At 40.1% G+C, this 19,387-nt stretch carries 22 protein-coding genes and 1 riboswitch; of the genes, 10 read left to right on the top strand and 12 right to left on the bottom strand.

The window, feature by feature from the left end:
- The first annotated feature begins 156 nt into the window (after nt 1-156).
- The 3 genes from O1D97_RS13275 (at nt 157) to O1D97_RS13265 (ending at nt 2,098) form a co-directional block, all read left to right on the top strand.
- Complete coding sequence (locus tag O1D97_RS13275; RefSeq protein ID WP_269126258.1) at nt 157-597, top strand: MarR family winged helix-turn-helix transcriptional regulator; 441 nt, start codon at nt 157-159, stop codon at nt 595-597.
- Between the two features lie 10 nt (nt 598-607).
- On the top strand, nt 608-1,618 hold the full coding sequence (locus tag O1D97_RS13270; protein ID WP_269126256.1) for an asparaginase: 1,011 nt from the start codon (nt 608-610) through the stop codon (nt 1,616-1,618).
- A 105-nt stretch (nt 1,619-1,723) separates the two neighbouring features.
- Nucleotides 1,724-2,098, top strand: a complete 375-nt coding sequence (locus tag O1D97_RS13265; protein WP_269126254.1) for a VOC family protein — start codon at nt 1,724-1,726, stop codon at nt 2,096-2,098.
- Between the two features lie 112 nt (nt 2,099-2,210).
- Here O1D97_RS13265 and O1D97_RS13260 read toward each other — a convergent pair whose 3' ends face one another.
- Together O1D97_RS13260 and O1D97_RS13255 are read right to left on the bottom strand one after the other, a co-directional pair.
- Nucleotides 2,211-3,146, bottom strand: coding sequence for a DMT family transporter (locus O1D97_RS13260; RefSeq protein WP_269126252.1), 936 nt, complete (start codon nt 3,144-3,146; stop codon nt 2,211-2,213).
- A gap of 188 nt (nt 3,147-3,334) precedes the next feature.
- Nucleotides 3,335-3,507: riboswitch (FMN riboswitch) on the bottom strand.
- 122 nt (nt 3,508-3,629) lie between these two features.
- Nucleotides 3,630-3,893, bottom strand: a complete 264-nt coding sequence (locus tag O1D97_RS13255) for a hypothetical protein (RefSeq protein ID WP_269126250.1) — start codon at nt 3,891-3,893, stop codon at nt 3,630-3,632.
- 333 nt (nt 3,894-4,226) lie between these two features.
- On the opposite strand from O1D97_RS13255, the gene O1D97_RS13250 reads away from it, so the two are divergent.
- On the top strand, nt 4,227-4,733 hold the full coding sequence (locus O1D97_RS13250) for a DUF7482 domain-containing protein (RefSeq protein ID WP_269126248.1): 507 nt from the start codon (nt 4,227-4,229) through the stop codon (nt 4,731-4,733).
- Between the two features lie 131 nt (nt 4,734-4,864).
- Here O1D97_RS13250 and fdhA read toward each other — a convergent pair whose 3' ends face one another.
- Nucleotides 4,865-6,058 carry a formaldehyde dehydrogenase, glutathione-independent gene (gene fdhA / locus O1D97_RS13245; RefSeq protein WP_269126247.1) on the bottom strand — a complete coding sequence of 398 codons (1,194 nt, stop codon included), beginning with the start codon at nt 6,056-6,058 and terminating at the stop codon, nt 4,865-4,867.
- Nucleotides 6,059-6,388: 330 nt separating this feature from the next.
- On the opposite strand from fdhA, the gene O1D97_RS13240 reads away from it, so the two are divergent.
- From O1D97_RS13240 to O1D97_RS13230, 3 genes are all read left to right on the top strand, one after another.
- A complete protein-coding gene (locus O1D97_RS13240; RefSeq protein WP_269126245.1) occupies nt 6,389-7,786 on the top strand; it encodes an aldehyde dehydrogenase family protein in 1,398 nt (465 codons plus the stop codon).
- Nucleotides 7,787-7,828: 42 nt separating this feature from the next.
- The gene (locus O1D97_RS13235; RefSeq protein ID WP_269126244.1) at nt 7,829-8,233 is read left to right on the top strand and encodes a DUF1801 domain-containing protein; all 405 of its coding nucleotides are present in this window, start codon (nt 7,829-7,831) and stop codon (nt 8,231-8,233) included.
- Nucleotides 8,234-8,310: 77 nt separating this feature from the next.
- Nucleotides 8,311-8,733, top strand: a complete 423-nt coding sequence (locus tag O1D97_RS13230) for a VOC family protein (RefSeq protein ID WP_269126243.1) — start codon at nt 8,311-8,313, stop codon at nt 8,731-8,733.
- A 112-nt stretch (nt 8,734-8,845) separates the two neighbouring features.
- Here O1D97_RS13230 and O1D97_RS13225 read toward each other — a convergent pair whose 3' ends face one another.
- Entirely contained in the window at nt 8,846-9,571 is a 726-nt protein-coding gene (locus tag O1D97_RS13225) for a substrate-binding periplasmic protein (protein WP_269126242.1), read from the bottom strand.
- Nucleotides 9,572-9,947: 376 nt separating this feature from the next.
- Here O1D97_RS13225 and O1D97_RS13220 point away from each other — a divergent pair, with 376 nt between their 5' ends.
- The gene (locus O1D97_RS13220; protein WP_269126241.1) at nt 9,948-10,946 is read left to right on the top strand and encodes a GGDEF domain-containing protein; all 999 of its coding nucleotides are present in this window, start codon (nt 9,948-9,950) and stop codon (nt 10,944-10,946) included.
- Between the two features lie 118 nt (nt 10,947-11,064).
- On the opposite strand, the gene O1D97_RS13215 is transcribed toward O1D97_RS13220, so the two are convergent.
- The 5 genes from O1D97_RS13215 to mtnK all read right to left on the bottom strand — a co-directional run bounded on the left by O1D97_RS13215 (nt 11,065) and on the right by mtnK (nt 14,958).
- Nucleotides 11,065-11,349: a hypothetical protein gene (locus O1D97_RS13215; protein WP_269126240.1), complete on the bottom strand. Its 285-nt coding sequence runs from the start codon at nt 11,347-11,349 to the stop codon at nt 11,065-11,067.
- 482 nt (nt 11,350-11,831) lie between these two features.
- Nucleotides 11,832-12,086, bottom strand: coding sequence for a family 1 glycosylhydrolase (locus tag O1D97_RS13210; protein ID WP_269126239.1), 255 nt, complete (start codon nt 12,084-12,086; stop codon nt 11,832-11,834).
- A complete protein-coding gene (locus O1D97_RS13205) occupies nt 12,083-13,177 on the bottom strand; it encodes a family 1 glycosylhydrolase (RefSeq protein ID WP_269126238.1) in 1,095 nt (364 codons plus the stop codon). The genes O1D97_RS13210 and O1D97_RS13205 overlap by 4 nt, the downstream gene beginning before the upstream one ends.
- 102 nt (nt 13,178-13,279) lie before the next feature.
- Complete coding sequence (locus tag O1D97_RS13200) at nt 13,280-13,738, bottom strand: GNAT family N-acetyltransferase (RefSeq protein WP_269126237.1); 459 nt, start codon at nt 13,736-13,738, stop codon at nt 13,280-13,282.
- Nucleotides 13,739-13,758: 20 nt separating this feature from the next.
- Nucleotides 13,759-14,958 carry an S-methyl-5-thioribose kinase gene (mtnK, locus tag O1D97_RS13195; protein ID WP_269126236.1) on the bottom strand — a complete coding sequence of 400 codons (1,200 nt, stop codon included), beginning with the start codon at nt 14,956-14,958 and terminating at the stop codon, nt 13,759-13,761.
- A 78-nt stretch (nt 14,959-15,036) separates the two neighbouring features.
- Between mtnK and mtnA the strand changes: the two genes are divergently transcribed.
- Nucleotides 15,037-16,056, top strand: a complete 1,020-nt coding sequence (gene mtnA / locus O1D97_RS13190; protein ID WP_269126234.1) for an S-methyl-5-thioribose-1-phosphate isomerase — start codon at nt 15,037-15,039, stop codon at nt 16,054-16,056.
- Between the two features lie 59 nt (nt 16,057-16,115).
- Here the strand turns inward: mtnA and O1D97_RS13185 are convergent, their stop codons facing one another.
- Genes O1D97_RS13185 through O1D97_RS13175 form a run of 3 tightly spaced genes read right to left on the bottom strand, consistent with a single transcriptional unit; the run spans nt 16,116 to nt 18,034 of the window.
- Nucleotides 16,116-16,658 (bottom strand): 1,2-dihydroxy-3-keto-5-methylthiopentene dioxygenase, encoded by a 543-nt coding sequence (locus O1D97_RS13185; protein ID WP_269126232.1) that lies wholly within the window; start codon nt 16,656-16,658, stop codon nt 16,116-16,118.
- Between the two features lie 36 nt (nt 16,659-16,694).
- Nucleotides 16,695-17,372, bottom strand: coding sequence for an acireductone synthase (mtnC, locus tag O1D97_RS13180; RefSeq protein WP_269126230.1), 678 nt, complete (start codon nt 17,370-17,372; stop codon nt 16,695-16,697).
- Nucleotides 17,369-18,034, bottom strand: coding sequence for a methylthioribulose 1-phosphate dehydratase (locus O1D97_RS13175; protein ID WP_269126228.1), 666 nt, complete (start codon nt 18,032-18,034; stop codon nt 17,369-17,371). The genes mtnC and O1D97_RS13175 overlap by 4 nt, the downstream gene beginning before the upstream one ends.
- A 183-nt stretch (nt 18,035-18,217) precedes the next feature.
- On the opposite strand from O1D97_RS13175, the gene O1D97_RS13170 reads away from it, so the two are divergent.
- Nucleotides 18,218-19,354: an alpha/beta hydrolase gene (locus tag O1D97_RS13170; protein WP_269126226.1), complete on the top strand. Its 1,137-nt coding sequence runs from the start codon at nt 18,218-18,220 to the stop codon at nt 19,352-19,354.
- The last annotated feature ends 33 nt before the right edge of the window (nt 19,355-19,387 follow it).

Below are 19,387 nucleotides of genomic sequence, written 5' to 3'. Positions count from 1 at the left end.
TTTGAAATTATTTTTCGGGATTTTCGTTAAGGTTGAACTGACTGGAAAACGGTGTTGTCTCGCCATTTTTATTGAAAGATCTATTCAAATAGTAAGAATAAATGCGAAACTGAGTGTGTTTGAACCTAGAGTGAATGAATCGACAAAGTGATGTCTATGGAAAATTTTTTATTGGAAGAATTTCTTCCCTATAAACTTGTACGAACCGCTGAGCATATAGCAAACAGCTTTGCCGAACTTTATGAGACTGAGTTTGGCATTACTCGACCCGAGTGGCAAATTATCGCGAACCTAGGGGTTCAAAAAAATATTATCGCGCGTGAATTGTCTGAGCTAATTCGCTTAGATAAGGTGAAAATATCTCGAACATTAGCGGTTTTAGAAGAAAAAAAGTTAATTATAAAATCTCCTGTAGAAGGGGATTTAAGAGCCACCCAGTTGTCTCTTTCAGCAAGTGGACATGAGCTGTATCAACGCTTAGTACCAAAAGCATTGGAGTGGGAAAACCATATGTTAGATGGCTTAACGGGGACTCAATATCGGGATTTATGTCGTATATTAGATATTCTCTATAAGCGCACGCCTAATCAAAAATAAGGTAACCAGTATGCAACAACATAACGCACTGTCTGTGCAAGTAACTCGTGGTGGCATTACCGAAAGTGAGCACCAAATAAAAGCCGTTATCGTCTCTAGCGACGGGAGGGTAGTGGAGTCCTGGGGAGAGGTTGATAGCTTAGTTTATCCTCGCAGTGCGATTAAAGCGATGCAAGCTCTGGCCTTTATAGAAATGGGCGGAGCCGAAAAATTTGCTTTCACTCCAGAGGAAATTTCGATCTGTTGCGCGTCTCATAATGGTGAAAGTGGCCATGTAGACACGGTTCAAAGTATGTTAGATAAACTGGCTTTATCGAAAGAAGACCTAGAGTGTGGCTGCCATTGGCCAATGAGAGCTCAAACCAGTTATGAATTAGCCGCAAGTGCAGAAACCCCCAATCCATTACATAACAATTGTTCTGGCAAACATGCCGGTATGCTGGGGTTAGCAAAAGTATTAGAGGTTGATCCGAAAAATTACATTCAAATTGACCATGCTGTACAGAAATCCATTGCAAGAACGATGGAAGAAATGTGTGAGTATGATTATAGCTCGACACCATGGTCTCCAGATGGTTGCTCGGCACCAACATGGGCTATGCCATTAACCAATTTAGCGCTAGCTTTTGCAAAATTCGCCGACCCATCGGGCTTAACGCCTGAACGCCAAAAAGCCTGCCATACACTTTATAATTCTGTCGTTAAACATCCTTTTATGGTGGCGGGAACCGAACGTTATTGTACTGAAATGATGACGATTTTAGGCGATAAAGTCTTTTTGAAATTAGGGGCTGAAGGTGTTTATATCGCATCTATTCCGGAATTGAAAATTGGTATTGCGCTGAAATGTGATGATGGTGCAATCCGTGCGGCGGAATCGGTTATGACGGCCTTGCTCGATCATGTGGGCGTGACTCAAAATATTTCGAACGAACAGCTAAATCCATTTCGTTCTGTGGTGTTAAAAAATTGGAATGGCCTTCTTACAGGGTCAATGGAATGCCAAATTGAAGTTAAGTGACGTGCTGTAGTATGGTCGCCAGAGGAAGAAGTTCAATGGGTCGTATCGAGTGGCGGAAGCATAAGAATAAGTAAGCGTGTTCATACATTTAATAAAGGAAGGGTTATGTATATTGATCATATTAATATCAGTGCACCAAAAGACGTAATTGAGCAGGAAAAAGTATTTCTGATGGATGTATTCGATTTGTTGGATGGTAAAAAAAGCAGTACGGCACAGGCCGGCTACTGGCTATACTATGGAGAGCAGGCTGTTGTACATTTAACATTCAGTGATCAACATGCAGCAAACGAAATACCTCGATATTTAGATCATGTGGCCTTTCGTTTAACGAACTTTGATGCATTTGTGCAAAAGTTAGTTGATAGACAGGTACAACACCAAATTTTTTCAACCCCTGAAACGGGTGAAAGGCAGGTGTTCTTCCATACGCCTTCAGGTATCAGACTGGAAGCCAATTTCTCTCGTCAAGCGTCTTAGAAAGCGATGTTAACGGCAAGATTTTACGTTTATTAGAAGCGCCGCCATCATGAACTTATGGTATTCAATAGTAAAAGCTCAAATACCATAAGAGCATGATGCATAGGGTGCATTATAGGCTAGAGGTTGCCACCGCTGGCACAGGCGTTTTGAGTTCTTTTATGCGTAGACCAATATTTCCAGCAATGAGTAGTGTCGCACCCACTATTTGAAATGTTGATAAACTCATATCTAAAAATACCCAATTAATGGCGGCGGCGAAAACCGGAAAAGAGAGCTCAACGAGTGTTGCGGTTTGAGCCCGTACTCGATTTAATCCCCGATAATAAAACCACATGCCTATTAGACCACTTAATAATGCCATGACCACAATCAATCCGATATCCGTTGCAGGAATGGCCTTTAAGCTAGGTGTGATGAGGAGAACCATAGGCAAGAGGACAATTAACCCAGATAAAAAGCGACCAGATAAAATCGCATTTTCGGGCACATTTTTATAAGACAAGTATTTACCGCATACGGTCGCTGCTCCCCAAGAAAAGACCGCAATTAAGGTGTACCCATAGCCTTTAATAATGGACAACTGATCGCTAGAGTAGTGCCATTGAGCGTCACGTAATGTCATTATGTCGGGCCATATCATCACCAGACTGCCTAATAAAATAATGGCAGCCCACTGAATAAAATGACTTTCAATGCGTTCTTTTAAAAAATAATAGGCCAGCAAAATAGCGACTAAAGGCTGTAGCTTCTGCAGTAAAATAACCACGGTTGGGTTTAAATAACTGAATGCTTCGGTAAAAGCCAGAGTACCTACTGCGGAGCCTATTCCTCCAATAAAAAATAAACAAGCTAGTGATGTCTTGCTCATGTGGCGGTAGATTCTACGATAATGCCAAAGTAAAGGGCTGACGCATAAAACTAAGGTGATGTGTTCAATAAAAACAATTTGTACAGCGGAATAACCGGAATTTAACAAGGGGTAACGAATAAGGGTATCCAGTGCCCATGTGAAGCATGCGATCATTATAAAAAGTGTTCCTGCCATCTTGAATGTCTCCTATTCAGTAAGATGTACAGGGGTGATGAGAAATATACCAAGATAGTTATACAGTAATCGCTATACGCAATAAAGTTGCATACAACTAGAGAGGCTTACTTTAAAACAGTCAAATATAGAGGCAGCCAATGCTTCTATAAAATACAGAGTAAAGTACGCCATATATAGGTTTCTTGGTCGATCTTCTATCATCCGGACTGTAACCGTCGGCTCTGGAATCACACCAGATCTGCTGACCCTCCGCTATTCTCATTCAGAAACGTGGAAGCGCTCGCGGGCTGATTTGTTTTGTTATGGGCAAAACAACATTACCGCCGGTGGGGAATTTCACCCCGCCCCGAAGTTCGATTAATGTAAAAACGCGATATTAATATTTAGGAGGTTACTTTAATTGGAGGACGGGCTGGAGGCAAGAGGCATTTTGACCATTTTGATAAGAGGCTTTAAATCTTTTATCAAAAGTGAGTAGCGCTAGTTTTTGTAGGTGTTTTCTAGAGAGAAAGATAAGTCATCGTTAGAGCGAGTAACTGGGCTTTCTTCAATTCCGCGCTCGCGATTGTAGTCTTCGTAGGATCGCTGATTCACACCTTTTAAACACGCCTGCTCTTGTTGATACGTGAGGTTTCGACATTCATTGACTCTATTGTCTTGAATCGCTTCGTATAACGATTGATTTGAGCAAGCGGTTAACAGAAATAAGAACGTAGAAATAGTTAAGCAATAGAGGTATTTCATAGTTGTCTCCGAAGAATCATGACGAAATGAATTTATTAGAACATTCCATCGATATTAAAGCTGTAACAGCTTGTATCTATTGACGCTGTGCATGCTATAAACATACAGACGTTAACAAGGCGTATACAGTATGTTGGGGTTTTGAGGTAAATTACGGTACAAATAGAGTGAGTGTTGGGAGACAAGACGCCTAAATAGGAATTATCATAAAGAAATATAAAGGAAATAAACCGTAAGTCAGAGTCTAGATCCCATGTCTGTATGTAAATACGTTACTATGATTTGAGCGAAATGGAGTTCATAAAGTTTTAATATTTTAATTAGGTTTAAACTATGGGCTACAAATACATATTAGGATTGGCGTTGATGGTTTTATTGTCAGCCTGTACAAACCAACCAGTGAAGCAAGGTTATGTGAGTCTGCCTGTCTTTGAAGCTTGGTTCGATGATAAAATTGTTTTTTATGTTACAACCGATATCTCTGATCGTAAGATGGCGAAAGAAATGAATGCGAACTATGTACCTCGTTTAAGAAATACGATCCCTAAGTATCCTAAACCACCTAGTGTACGAACCGCTTTAGAACGAGTGTATGCTTTTCCTAATAGTCATCAAACTCGTAATGTGTTTCCTTCAGCGCCAGACCCTGTTGGAGCAGAGAACAGAGACAAACAGTATTCACCACTTTGGCTGATGTACAATGTTGTGTGGTTAGATTCAAGTAAAGCTTATACTCTGAAATCCGAAGGGGCTATTTATGATGCCGAAGAAAAAGGTCTAGTGAGTATTGAACGGACTAACATTGTGGTTAATTGTCCTGTCGTCCATCCGCCTATTTGATGCTAATGAATGGCCAGGGGTATAGAGAAAGATAAACGTTAGCAGGCAAAAGGGGATGTTTACTAACGTTTAGTGGATTCACTTGATAATAACAAAAGCTCGATTCGCTTTTGTTATTATCTAATGCAAAGTTAACTCACCATTTTATGAGGATCGATAACGAATTTCTTCGCGGCGCCACCATCAAAATCAGCGTAACCTTGAGGCGCTTGATCTAAAGAAATCATTTGCACATTAACAGCCTTGGCAATTTCAATACGGTTGAATAAGATCGCTTGCATGAGTTGGCGGTGGTATTTCATTACAGGGCATTGTCCCGTATGTAATGAATGGGATTTCGCCCAGCCTAAACCAAAACGCATACTTAAACTGCCTTGTTGAGCCGCCGCATCGGCCGCACCCGGGTCTTCTGTCACATATAAACCAGGAATGCCTATTTGTCCGCCGGCTCGAGTCATTTGCATCGCCGAATTTAAGACAACAGCGGGCGACTCTTGATGATGGTTACAGCCGCAAGCATGGGCCTCAAAACCCACACAGTCTACAAATGCGTCCACTTCTCGCTCACCCAATATGGCTTCAACTTTATCTTGAATATCACCATCTTGTTTTAAGTCGATTGTTTCGCAGCCGAATGAGCGTGCTTGCTCTAACCTGTCTTCGATCATATCGCCCACAATGACACAAGCGGCGCCTAACAATTTAGCGGAGGCCGCCGCCGCAAGGCCTACAGGGCCAGCACCAGCAATGTAAACGGTTGAACCAGGGCCAACACCAGCTGTAACGCAGCCATGGAAGCCAGTAGGCAAAATATCAGACAATAATGTTAAGTCTTGAATTTTTTCACGCGCTTGGTCGGCATCTGGGAATTTCAGCAAGTTGAAGTCAGCATAAGGTACCATAACATAGTCAGCTTGACCGCCTACCCAGCCCCCCATGTCCACGTAACCGTATGCGGCACCGGGGCGAGCAGGGTTTACGTTTAAACAGATTCCTGTTAATCCTTCTTTACAGTTACGACAGCGTCCGCAAGCGATGTTAAATGGTACAGAAACCAAGTCACCTACTTTAATGAATTCAACGTCGCGTCCACATTCAATGACTTCACCGGTAATCTCATGACCCAGAACCAAACCGCTTGGTGCAGTAGTTCTTCCTCGAACCATATGTTGATCACTACCACAAATATTCGTCGTCACTACTTTTAAAATGACGCCGTGGTCACATCGACGGCGACCAATGGCAAGTTCAGGAAAAGGGATTGCTTCGACTTTGACAGTGCCGTCGCCTTGATAGACAACACCACGATTTGAATGGTTATTCATATAAATTGCCTCTGTTTTTTTATATTATTTGAGGGTGCATATTAATGATCCCTCCACAAAGGTAGTCTTCTATTTATAGGTTTTCAATGGCTTAACGGGTCAAATTTTTGAAAAAATCGATTTTATTTTCTGCACGTTTAAATCAATAACTAGAGCGGTAATGAAAAGTGTTACATTAGGTTATTAATGGTCTTTATTAGGCAAGTTTTATTTTTTAATCTGTGTTTTCCGATGAGATTTTTATCATAAAATTTTATTTATAAAGAATATTATTTTCCCCTTATTCGACTAAAGTAATATCAATATTTAATTTTTAGAAAGGAATATCGTGTGGCAGAACCCGTATTGAATTCATCTTTGACTCAGATTTCTTTTCAGGTTGATGGCTTGAAATTGTCTTTTAGAAAGGGTCTGACTCGAACGATTGCATGGAGGGTTCACCAACTGCAGCAAGTGAAGAAAATGCTACAAGAGCAACAGTCGCAATTTTATAAAGCACTCGCATTAGATTTGCATAAAAGCGAGCAAGAGGCATGGGTGTCAGAAATAGGTTTTGTGATAAGCGAAGTGGATCATACTCTTAAATATCTTAACCAATGGAGCCAACCTCGCAAGGTATCTACCCCTCTTATTGCTCAACCGGCAAAAAGCTATTCACTCGCTGAGCCCTTAGGTACCGTATTAATTATCAGTGCTTGGAATTATCCGATTCAACTAGTATTAGCGCCCTTAGTAGCAGCGATTGCAGCGGGTAATTGCGTTGTTATTAAACCCTCCGAAGTCGCTGAATACAGTGGGTCCTTATTAGCTGAGTTATTACCTCAATATCTTGATGTCGATTGTATTCAAGTCATTTCTGGCGCAATTGAAGAAACGACAGAGTTATTGAAACAGTCCTTTGATCATATCTTCTATACGGGCGGGGAAGCGGTCGCGAAGATTATTATGCGAGCGGCGGCGGAGCATTTAACACCTGTGACGTTAGAACTAGGTGGAAAAAGCCCCTGTATTGTAGACAGTCAAACGAATGTAGAGATGAGTGCGGCAAGAATCGTTTGGAGTAAATGGATGAATGCGGGTCAAACTTGTGTGGCTCCTGACTATGTGCTGGTCGAAGCGTCTTTTGCAGAGAATCTTATTCGTGCCATTACTTCTAAGATTGAGTCTTTCTACGGACAAAATCCAGAATCGAGTCAGGATTATGGCCGTATCATCAACACACGGCATTTTGATCGATTGGTACACTATCTTGAAGGTGAAAATGTTGTCTATGGTGGCCAATTTAATCGTCAAAATCAGTATCTAGCACCGACTATTATTCTTTCATCAAATAACCAGAGTCCTATCATGCAGGAAGAAATCTTTGGACCGATTCTCGTTATTAAAACGGTAAAAGTACTTGATGATGCGATAGACTTTATTAACAGTAAGCCGAAGCCATTGGCTTTGTACCTATATACCAATGATAGGTCGTTTGAAGCAAAGGTTGTGCAGCAAACAAGTTCTGGCAATGTTGGTATTAATGACGGCATGATGTTTATGGCGAATCCAAACTTACCTTTTGGCGGTGTTGGTGGCAGTGGTATGGGGCGTTATCATGGTCAAGCAGGATTCAATACCTTTAGTCATTTAAAAACCATTATGAAACGCCGGTTTTTATTTGATGTGGCTTTAAGATACCCACCTTTTAGTTATTTAAAGCTACGCATTTTAAAAAAACTGCTTTAATTTTTACTCACATTGATATCAGAACTGTCTATTGAGGTAATGATGGAACCACAAGTAAAACAAAAGTTTGATCGTTATCCTGAGGGGGTTGTACTGTCCTTAATGAAGCTGAGAGATGAAATTTTCACTGTGGTAAAAGAAGAGTCGATCGAGGGCTTTAAGGAAACCATTAAATGGGGAGAGCCCAGTTATATCGCTAAGTATGGCAGTACTTTAAGGTTTGACTGGAAGCCAAAACAGCCAGATCAGTATTGCCTATATTTTAACTGCAATACGAGGTTGGTAAAAACCTTTAAAGAGGTGTATTCCAATGAGCTTACTTTTGCCGGTAATCGAGCCATTATTTTACGTTTTAATGACGCGATACCATGGCCAGTGTTAAGGCATTGTATTTCTATGTCTTTGCGTTACCACCAGTTAAAGCATTTACCATTGCTAGGCGCGTAAGATGTATTTATAAAATGTATCAACATAAACTTAAACCGTTCGCCTAGAAGAATTATTGACTCAAAGAGATTAGATATATGCACCAATCCCTTATTCACATTGCTATTGTGGTTGACGATTATGATGACGCTTTAGATTTTTATATTAACAAGTTGAAATTTGAATTAGTAGAAGACACTTATCAAGCAGAACAAGATAAGCGTTGGGTCGTGGTTTCCCCTCCTGGATCTCAAGGTACAACATTACTATTAGCAAAAGCGTCTAAACCTGAACAGGAATGTTTCGTGGGTAATCAAGCTGGCGGAAGAGTGTTTTTGTTTTTAACTACCGATGACTTCTGGAGAGACTATCAACGAATGCTCTCTGAAGGGATTCAGTTTGTGCGTGAACCACAGGAACAAGATTATGGGACCGTGGCAGTATTTCAGGACCTATATGGCAATTTATGGGATCTTTTAGAGTTATCCCCAACTCATCCTATGGCCAGCAGGCAAGTCTAGTGTCAATAACGAAATGGTAAAAAGGTGGCTGATGATTCAGTAAAAGGTGGCTGATGATTCAGTAAAAAGAGCCAATACAAAAGTGTATCGCTCTTTTTATTGATATAGACTGTTATAAATTACTGAGTATTTCTTGATATCGGCCAGATGCTTTTAATTTCATAAGTCCTGAATTAAAGACTTGTATTATTTCAGAACCATTAGGTATTTTTTTAGAAACCAAAAGGAACATATTATCAATCGTCATAGGAATATTGTGGGAGGTGAATTTAGCGGCATCTTCTGCCGAGAAAATAGAGTCGATTGTTTGTGCACCAACAATGGCTGATGCTGGGTATACATCGGCTTCACCCGATAGTACTTTGCGAAAGCTGTCTTCCTCAACTTCTGAGATAATGGTGTCAATACCATTTTTTTGTAATTCTTGAACGTGTGAGTAGGCTTTTGTGCCTGCTACTTTATAGTTAGCAAGATCACCGTAACCAAACCAATTAAAATCGGTAGACTTTAAATAAAAGAATACTTGTTTGTCTTCAATAACTGGGTCGCTAAATAAAAAATCGGCGGTACGCTCTTCTGATATATACCAAGGAAAAGTACCATCACTATTACCGTTTTTTACCTGTTCATAACTTTCAGACCATTTGTCATAAGTAAAATTAACTTTTACTCCTTCTTGATTAAAAGATTCAATAATAATCGTTTCAGCAATTTTTCCATCAGGATTCTTTTCTGAGGTATAAGGTGCCCACTCTCCAATGGCAAAAGTGACTTCTTCAAGTGCATACGCCTGATTAAACATAAAGAAAGTTAAAACTAATACTAGGATTCTATTCATTTTATTTCCTCATTTCAATGTTGTGTATAAAAAATTAGTTATTGATTCTATGAATGTAAAGGATTTTAAATTGTTTGTGATATTAAAATTTATTTAAATTTTTCATTGTAAAAAATAGTTTTAATTAAATTGACACTTAAAATAACTATTATGGAAATAATCGTAATTAATAATATAGGGTTATTAAAAGAATATGTTTAATTCTTATCGGTGAAGCTGTTGAGCCTATGTCATTGCCCTGAAAAAGCGCACAACGATAGAAATACAAGAAGTTGTGAAAAATGTAGATCAAATGTACTGATAAACAAGTTAATATTATCAATAACTCAGATAGCTGTTATATTTAATCAAACACCACATTAAAAATGAGCAATGAATGAACTCTTTACTTTCGGTCCCTGCTTCAGATTTGCCCAAAACCCTCCATAAATGGTTGAGTGGTTTGGTTTGCGGACTGCATTGCTTTTATTTTGTGTTAAATATGATTTTCATGCAGCAAATGAACCTTGGTGCTGTGCAATTGTTAGTGGCTTGTTGTAGTTTCTACTTCTTTTGGGTCGCATTGAAAAATCGCCATTATGCTTGGCATAGATACATGTTAATGCTGCTTTTAACCTGTAATATTTTAGCCTCCGCTTTAATTATGGGGCTAAAAGCAGGCTCTATTTTTTGGAGTTTTGCTCTGCCATTATGGTATTACTTATTGTTTGGCATGAAGCAGGGTGCTGTTTTTACCGCTATAGTGGCCATTCTTTTTATGGTGGTTTTGCTTGTTAACCCGGATGCCGAAATGATTCGACCCTATCGGACTGTATTGAATTTTGTATTAGCTTACCTGTCTATTTGGCTAGTATGCCACATGTACGAAATACAACGGAAAAAAAGCCATGATATTTTACAGCGGATGGCTCTTCAAGATGGGTTAACGGGAGTTCAAAACCGGCATGCGCTAAAAGCCGATTTTAATAGAATTAATAAGCAAATAGGTTCCACTTTTATGCTTCTTATCGATATAGACCACTTTAAGAGAATTAACGATACATTCGGTCATGATGTCGGAGACAATGTACTAATTGAAGTGTCTAATTTAATTAGAAATCATGTGCCTTCTAACAATATATATCGTTTAGGAGGAGAGGAGTTTGTTGTTTTAATGGAAAATAGTCATAAGGATGATGCTTATCGTTGTGCAGAATCAGTAAGAGCGTTGATAGAGAACTATTCTTTTTATCAAAAAGAAACGAATATTGATTTAACGATCAGTATTGGAATTGCACCGCTTTCTGTTGGTCAGGATTTTACCGATTTTCTACGTGCTGCCGATGAAAAACTGTATCAGGCCAAAAATGAAGGTCGGAATTTGGTTTGTAAATAAGAGTATTCCCGAAGGGAAATTCATTGCTTTTATAAAAGGTGGCTGATGTCAGATTGTCGGTGATAATCTGACATCATTACAAAACGATTAAAGGTGTAGAGTCTAGATCAACCGTTGATTAGTTCGAGAAGTGTGACGCATTGAAGATAGTTTGCAGTTCTTCATATTTGTCATTATAAGCTTCAGCCTTCTTGGTAAAGGTATTTGCGCCTTCTAAATTTACCTCCGCATTATATTGAATGCCTTCTTTGTCTAGCGTGTTAGATAAAGCTTCAACACTGGAAATGCTGTTACGATAGGTTTCATAAGCAGAATCATCTGATGATCCTGTTTCAGCAAAAGCGGCAGCAGCAAAAGCGGAAGAAGTTAATAGTGCTAATGTAGCGCGAGTAAATGTTTTCATAGTAGCTCTCCAAAAATGATTTTATGAATAAAGGTTGAATCGCTGTTGCGTTTCGATGGAGAAATTATTAACTATGTTTTTGAATAAAAATAGCTGTAGAGAAACGCTTCCCAGTTTATTACTTTGTTTGTTGTCTATTGTTATCAATTTGGCCTTTAAAGGAAAAAATGTGTAGATTTGATCGAAATCTAAGCATGTTTTTTACAATCAATGATTTTATATTTTCTCTTTATAATTAATTTACTGGCTTATTTTTACGCCTGTTTAAGGGGCTAAGACTCTGTTCATTTTAGAACGAGCGTGTCGGGTGTAACTCATTCAAAATTAATGAAAATTACATACTTATCTTATGCTTATGTTGATTAAAGAGGAATGATGCGGCTCTTTCCTTTTAGTGCCATTAGAGACAGGCTTGCTTGATATTTAGTAGGGTGGGGAAGAAGAGAAGACTCTGCTTACGAGTCTTCTCGTGGTTATTGTGATCAGCTATGTCTATCATTCAAAAACTTCTGATAGGCTTTACCACTACGTTTCATCGTTCTTTTTTGTGTTTGGTAATCAACATAGACCAATCCAAAGCGTTTACTGTAACCTTCCGCCCATTCAAAGTTGTCCATAAGACTCCAAGCAAAATAACCTCGTATATCGACGCCTGCTGTGATGGCATTATGAACCGCGTTTAAATGATCGTTAAGGTAATGAACACGTTGTTCATCATTTACTTCTCCGTTACTCAATACGTCAGCACAGGCGGCTCCATTTTCAGTGATAAAAATAGGGGGAGACGGTATTGCTGATTGAGGTTAATCAGCAACTCCTCAAAAGCGTGAGGTGCCACTTCCCAACCAATGTCGGTGTACTCTACTGTTTTTTTATTGCGAACATTTTTAAATAAATACTTGGCATCGAATGCGTTGTGGTTACAGGTGTAATAATTAAGACCTAAAAAATCTATGGGTTGAGAGATAATTTGCATATCTTCTTCTAGGATCATAGCGGGTAAATATTCTGGAGCGATCAGTTTTAAAACCTGAGGGTATTGTCCTGTCATTAAAGGCTCAATAAAAAACTGGTTATCAAGTGTTTCTCTCATTAATCCAGCAAATTGATCTTCGGACTTCTCACTTGCTGCATAGGAGCGATTCATATTGAGGACTATGCCAATTTGGGCATGGGGGGCATTCTTGCGTAACACGGGTAATGCTAATCCATGAGCGAGTAGAATGTGGTGGGCGGCTTGTCGTCCATATCTCGGATGATTTAAACCAGGAGCGTGTATTCCTAATTCGTATCCTAAAATGGCCGCGCAAAAGGGTTCATTAAAGGTAGCCCAAGAGTCGACATAATCAGACAGTTCTTGTGATATCAAGTCTGCATAATCACGAAACCTATAACAGGTGTCTCTATTTAGCCAGCCTCCATTATCTTCTAGGTGCTGTGGTAGGTCCCAATGATAAAGTGTCACAAAGGTTTTTATACCGACGTCTCTTAATGCGTTAAGTAGGAGTTTATAGAAGCGCACGCCGAGAGGGTTAATTGTCCCGTCTTGCTGAATCACTCTAGGCCAAGCGATCGAAAGTCGATACGCGTCAACGCCTAAGGATTGAATTAATTTTACATCTTCTTCCCATAGGTGATAATGGTCGCAAGCTACACTGCCATTGTCTTGATTCTTGACTTTATTGGGTTGCTGGCAGAACCTATCCCAGATGGATTCTAAACGTCCGTCTTCGGTATTAGCTCCTTCAATTTGAAAGGCCGCAGTGGCTACTCCGTATGTAAAAGAAGAAGTGAGCATGGGTGAATCTTTTGGTAATTTAATGGACACAACTGAATCCTTTAAGATAGAAAATGAAGTTGTTACCAAGAGTAGAAGAGGTTGTAAAAAAGAGTCAAGGTGAAGCATTCCGAAGACGACTAATTAAGATGATTAAGTTGATTTTAAGTATGTGCTTTGTGTGAATCTCATAGGAACCAGTTTTTTACCTGATAATGTATAGCGAATAAAGCGCTCAAGTAGTTCATCTGGTAATGCTTCTTTGGGGAGGGTCAGAAAGCCATTGGCGATATAGAAAGGCTCTAGATGTTCGAAAGCAAAACAGTAGGTGGGTCTAGACAGTAGAGCCTTTTGGGTTTGTTGTAATAGGAGACTTCCCAAACCTTGTTTTCGATGTGAGGGCCTGGTAACCATTGCGGTTAATAACTGACAATGAGAGAGCTGCTTTAATCGATAGGCGCACACAATGGTATTTTCTTTTAACAGCCAAATAGGGTCGGCTTTATTGGGTTTACCTGCGGGGTAATACGCCTGATAAAACTTTTTTGTGAGAGGAAAGAGCAATCGAGATGATTGCTCTACGGTATACAAGTGAGAATTTAAGGCGTCCATTGATATAGGCTCAATATCGATTAGCCCCCAATAATGGCTTCAGCTTCTAAAAGTACGTCTTCAATGGAGACAAAACTGTGTCTTTTATTGATCAGGGTTTTTCCGAGTGCAATAGCATTCGCTTCAGCAACCGCTCTTGCATTAGTGTCATCGATGCTCTCTAGATCACTAACATGGGCTAAACCTATCGTACGTCGAATTAACTCACAACCCGCATAGCCAATGGTATCTAAAAATACAGAGCGTAGAAAACGTGCTTGATATGTCGGGTTTTGGAGTGCTAAATCTTGAGTATGTCCTTCCATAAGTTGCGTTATTTCTTTAGCGAAAACATTCCATGTATCTCTGGTAATGTCCTTGAGCATGTTGAGGTGGCCTTCTTTTTGAACTCCATCCCATTTGGCCGCACTGCCACAGTAGTTGAGTAGATAGTTACCTATCGGTGAACCAACATCAAACCCCATGGGGCCATAAAAGCCAAATTCTGCATCAATCACTTTCATTGTCGTGTTATCAACAAAAAGACTGCCACTGTGAATATCTCCGTGTAGTAAGGCTTGGGTATTATTTAAGAATTTTGCTTTAAGTTCAGCCACTTCAGCCAATAAGTTATCATCGGTACGTAATTCTAGTGACAATTTTTCTGATGTTGGAAAGATATTGTTACGTTCGTTTTCTCGGTACGGGTCAGTAAAAAAGAGATCTTCAGTGATTTGGCATAAGTCAGGATTGATAAAACGAGCCACTTGGGCTTTTTTATCTTTCGCTGAGAGGTAAAAGTCGCTGGTGTAAAATAAGGTTTTTGCTAGGTGGCTACCTAATTGTTTGCCCACATGTGGGAACCCTTTTCCAGCGACTAGTTCTGCTCTCATTATTTCGAAGGCTTTTAGGTCTTCCATCACAATAGTTGCGAGTTCAGGATCATAATGAAGCACATTTACTGTGTGCTCTGTACTAATCTTAGCGTGTTCAAGTAAAACTTCCGCTTCAATACGGGCTCTATCCAAGGTAAGAGGCCAGCTCTCACCAACACAACGTGCATAAGGTAGGGCCTGCTTGACAATTAAGCTGACATTATTGGTGTCGCTAACTCGAAAAACTAAATTGAGGTTGCCGTCTCCCATTTCCGCACAATCAAGGTTATTACTCTTTTTAAAGTAACCCAATTTTTGTACGTATTTGATGACGTCTTTTTCGGAAAATGTTTTATAAGCTGTCATAAGGCCTCTATTGGTTGTAATGGGTCGGTAGGACTAGCATAATTTCGGTTATTGTAACCTTATTTGAGATTTTTCTGCATGAACGATTTACATGCCCTAAGTATTTTTGTCGATGACAATCAATTATCCATATTAGACCAAACCCAGTTACCTAACAAAAAACAGTGGCTGGTGTGCGATTCTATTGATTCAATGGTGTTGATGATACAGAAATTACAGATTCGAGGCGCACCTGCCATTGGTATTGCTGCGTGTTTATTATTAGCGATAAAAGCTGAAAAAGGCCTTGCGGAAGAGGACTTTATTCGAAATGCAAATAGGCTTCGAGCCGCGCGACCAACGGCCGTGAACTTGATGAATAATATAGATAGTCTGCTACAGGCATCCAAGACGGGTTACCCTAAGTCTGTTGTGGATGAGGCCGAGCGTTTATTTTATGAAGACATTGAGCTTTGTAATAAGTTGTCTGAATTAGGAAACAGTCTCATCTCCCCAAACAGTAACATCTTAACCCATTGTAATACGGGTGGGTTAGCCACAGTTGGTGTAGGTACGGCCATTGGAGTCATTCGTAAAGCGCATGGATCGGGGAAAAACGTGAAAGTCTGGGTGGGTGAAACTCGTCCGTTGTTACAAGGGGGACGACTAACCGCCTGGGAAATGGGGGAATTAGGTGTGCCTTATCGATTGATTTGTGACTCTATGGCGGCCATGCTCATGGCTCGAGGAGAGGTAGATTGTATTTTTGTTGGTGCTGACCGGATAGCGGCCAATGGTGATTTCGCCAATAAAATAGGGACTTATAATCTAGCTGTGTTGGCGAGCTATCATGAGATTCCTTTTTATGTTGTTGCTCCCCATACCACAGTCGACCTAGCATGTGAAAATGGAAACTTAATACCGATTGAAGAACGTAACGCTTCAGAAGTAAAAGGTGTTAGCGGTGGATTTGGGGATTGTATATGGGCTCCAGAAGGGGCGCCAGTGTATAATCCTGCCTTTGATGTCACACCAGCCCATTTGGTTTCGGCGTGGATCTTAGACACCGGAATTTATCGTGTGGAAGATGTTCAAACGGGTAAATTAGCAAGACGCTAGCGATGCATGAGTCCATCCCTTGAGGTTTTATATCACCTAATGGGATGGACGTTATTAGACTAGTCTAATAATGGAAACTGGTCAGCAATAGGGCTGCCAGTAAAATGTGCAACCCACCCTTCTTGATTGTTGAATAAGCGGATGGCTGTGAATGCAGGTTCTGACCCCATATCAAACCAATGAGGCATGTTCGCTGGGACGCTGATTAAGTCTTCTTTTTCGCATAGTACTTGGTAAATGTACTCTCCAATATGCAAGCAAAACAGTCCTTTACCACTCACAAAAAAACGAATTTCATCTTCAGTATGAATGTGCTCACTTAAAAACTTTTCTCTAAAGGCGGCTTTATCTGGGTGGGCAGCATGCATGCTCACTACATCCACCGTTTGATATCCGCCAGCGTCTTTCAATGTTTGAATGTCTTTTGAATAGGCTTCTAAAATCTGTTCGTTAGAGGTGGATGCTTCAATTGGAAAGCTTGCATGCCAGCGATAAAAATTAACGCCTTCTTTATTAAGAATGGCCGTTATTTCATCCGCGTTATTTGTTTGTAATAGACAAACTTCAGGTGTGTCCTGTTGGTATTTTGATAATTGGCTCATATCCGCTGCGGCTCCTATAATAAATAGATAAATAATCTACGGCTGAATGGTGATTTGATCAAACGAGTTGGCATTTGGGTGTTGACTCTTCGGTTGGGATTCCCTGATGAGTTGATAGGTCTGCATGCCAGCATTGGCGGCCGCATTAAGCTCGGCTACTACATCAGAAAGAAACAGTATCTCAGTGGCGTGATAAGGTAATGCCTCAATAATATTTTCATAAGATTGCGCTTCTTGTTTCAAGCCTATCTTGGTATCAAAATATCCTGTAAATAACGCGGTCATATCGCCGAAATCAGAATAGCCAAAAATCAACTTTTGAGCGGCAACGGAACCCGAGCTATAAACATAGAGTGCTAGCCCGTTGTGTTGCCATTTTGTAAGGTTATCAAATGCATCTTGGTACACATGGCCAGTAAACTCTTTGGCCTCATATCCATGCTTCCAGATCATGCCTTGTAATGCTTTTAAAGGTGTTATTTTCTTATCGGTATCAATCCAGTGCTCGAGTGTTTGGATTATGGTTTCGAGAGAGGCTGTTGGATCGCCTATCTGTGTTTTTATCGCCTCAATTTGTTCTGTAACGGCTTCGTTTTGATATTGGCTTTTAATAAATTCAGCCATATGTTGGCGAGCGTAAGGAAACAGTACTTCATGAACAAAGCTGATTTTACTTGTGGTGCCTTCTATGTCGGTTAAAATAGCTTTAATCATGCGCCATTTCCTTGTTTTATATGGTCTGTTAGTAAAGGTAATAGTTGGATACGTTTTAACTCACATTCAATTAAGAATTCCCATCCCTCGAGGTGGTGTTTTGCTGTTTCTATTGAATCACCCCAAGCATACATTCCATGGCCTTTAACTAAAAATGCATAAGGCATAGGATTGTCTTGCCAACGAGTTTTAACCTCCGCAGCCAATAAACGCATATCTTGGCTGTTGTTGACTATGGGGAGTCGCACATCGTCTGCATGACTTGTGTTCCCAGTAATGGATTTTTGCATTTCATAGCCATTAAAACGATAGCTTGGCGCATCGATTAAGCGGCTAAAGACGGTAGCTTGTACTGAATGTGTATGAAATACCGCTTGTGCCGACTCATCAAGGTCATAAATTTGTGTGTGTAATAGGGTTTCGGCCGAAGGTTTACCATCGCAAATGAGTTCTTGGTCTGTCCATGAAGTGGTAAGTAAATCGTCGCTGCACAGATGCCCTTTATGTTTTCCTGAGGCGGTTACAAGGCATTGCTTTTTATCAAGGCGAGCGGAAAAGTTGCCTCCTGTTGCCGGTACCCATTGTCTTCCACTAATCCATTTTCCCGCTAAAATAATGGCCTGAGATAACGCTAGAGTCTGGTTGTCTAATTCTGTAGTCATAAAGGGATATCCAAACAATAAATTTGGCTACATATTAACATTGGATGAAAGGACTGGTAGAGAGAATTCTTGAATAATGTAAGCGTGGCTAGATTGGATTTGATAGGATGGGCTATCAATACATAAAAAGGTGGAAATAGGGCTGTGCTTAGACTCAAACAAGCAATAAATGTCTTTTACGTAATGTTATCGTTTCTTTTTGCCTCTTTATCTTATGCTGGTATTGGCGTTATTCCGCAGACAGATGAAGCATTCGAAGAGTATCTCTTGAGGGTTGACACGTTTTTGCAGCAGAATAAACAGATCTTGATGGTAGGCAATAAACAACAAGAAATTCAAGCTGTTATGCCCTTTGAATATTTCCCCGCAGCTCATTGTAAGGGAGAAACAAAAGGCTTACTGCTATCTCATGGGTTATCAGACTCTCCATATGGCATGCGCTCGGTAGCGCAACGTTTAAGTGAAAATTGTGTTCATGTAAGAGTCATTTTATTGCCTGGGCATGGGACACGTGCCGAAGATTTAATTGATGTGACACGGGAAGACTGGAGGCAAACATTTAATCGCAGTGCCCTCACTTTCAAAGGCGAAGTCGATTCATTTTTTGTTGGTGGCTTCTCGACTGGCGGTGCTTTGGCGTTAAATTTTGCTGTAGACCACTCTGATGACGTGGAAGGCGTAGTGCTTTTCTCTCCTTTGCTAAAGATTAACAGTGGAATAGATTGGCTATCTCCTTTTCTTTCACCTGTACTGACTTGGTTAGACCACGAAGAAACGGATGATTATGCTAAATATGCCTCTATACCTGTGCCAGCTATCGCTGAAGCTTATAAGACAGCAAAGGAGTTACGTAGCCGCTTACATGAAAAGCCGCTTTCGAGTGTACCAGTTTTCATTGCATTAGCGGATCAGGATGCAACGGTCGATAGTGCGGTTACACAATCTATTTTCTCAAAATCACTCGTGAATAAAAAAAGCCAAATGTTGATTTATTCAAGTGAAATGGAAAACCAAACACAATCAAGAACTCGGGTAATCAATGCCTATTTACCACATCAAAAGATAACGGGTCTGTCGCATATGTCGATTCATGGTAGTCCAAAAGACCCTCATTATGGTTCTGAAGGGGATTATCGTATCTGTGACTTTCTATCCGATGAGGAAAGTTTTCAGCGTTGTAAAACGGAGCCCAGTATTTGGTTTGGTGAAAAAGGCGAATTGTTAAGTTCAAAAAGTGCCTATGGGGCGAGAATTACCTGGAATCCCTATTTCAATTTACTGGTAGAAGATATTATTCAATTCATAAAATCCAACTCTTAATCATTTTTGTCGGGTTAAGGTGTATAGCGTTGC

Origin of the sequence: Marinomonas phaeophyticola (assembly GCF_026966905.1) — a bacterium.
GTDB lineage: Bacteria > Pseudomonadota > Gammaproteobacteria > Pseudomonadales > Marinomonadaceae > Marinomonas > Marinomonas phaeophyticola.
This window is presented reverse-complemented; position numbering and strand designations above follow the sequence as displayed.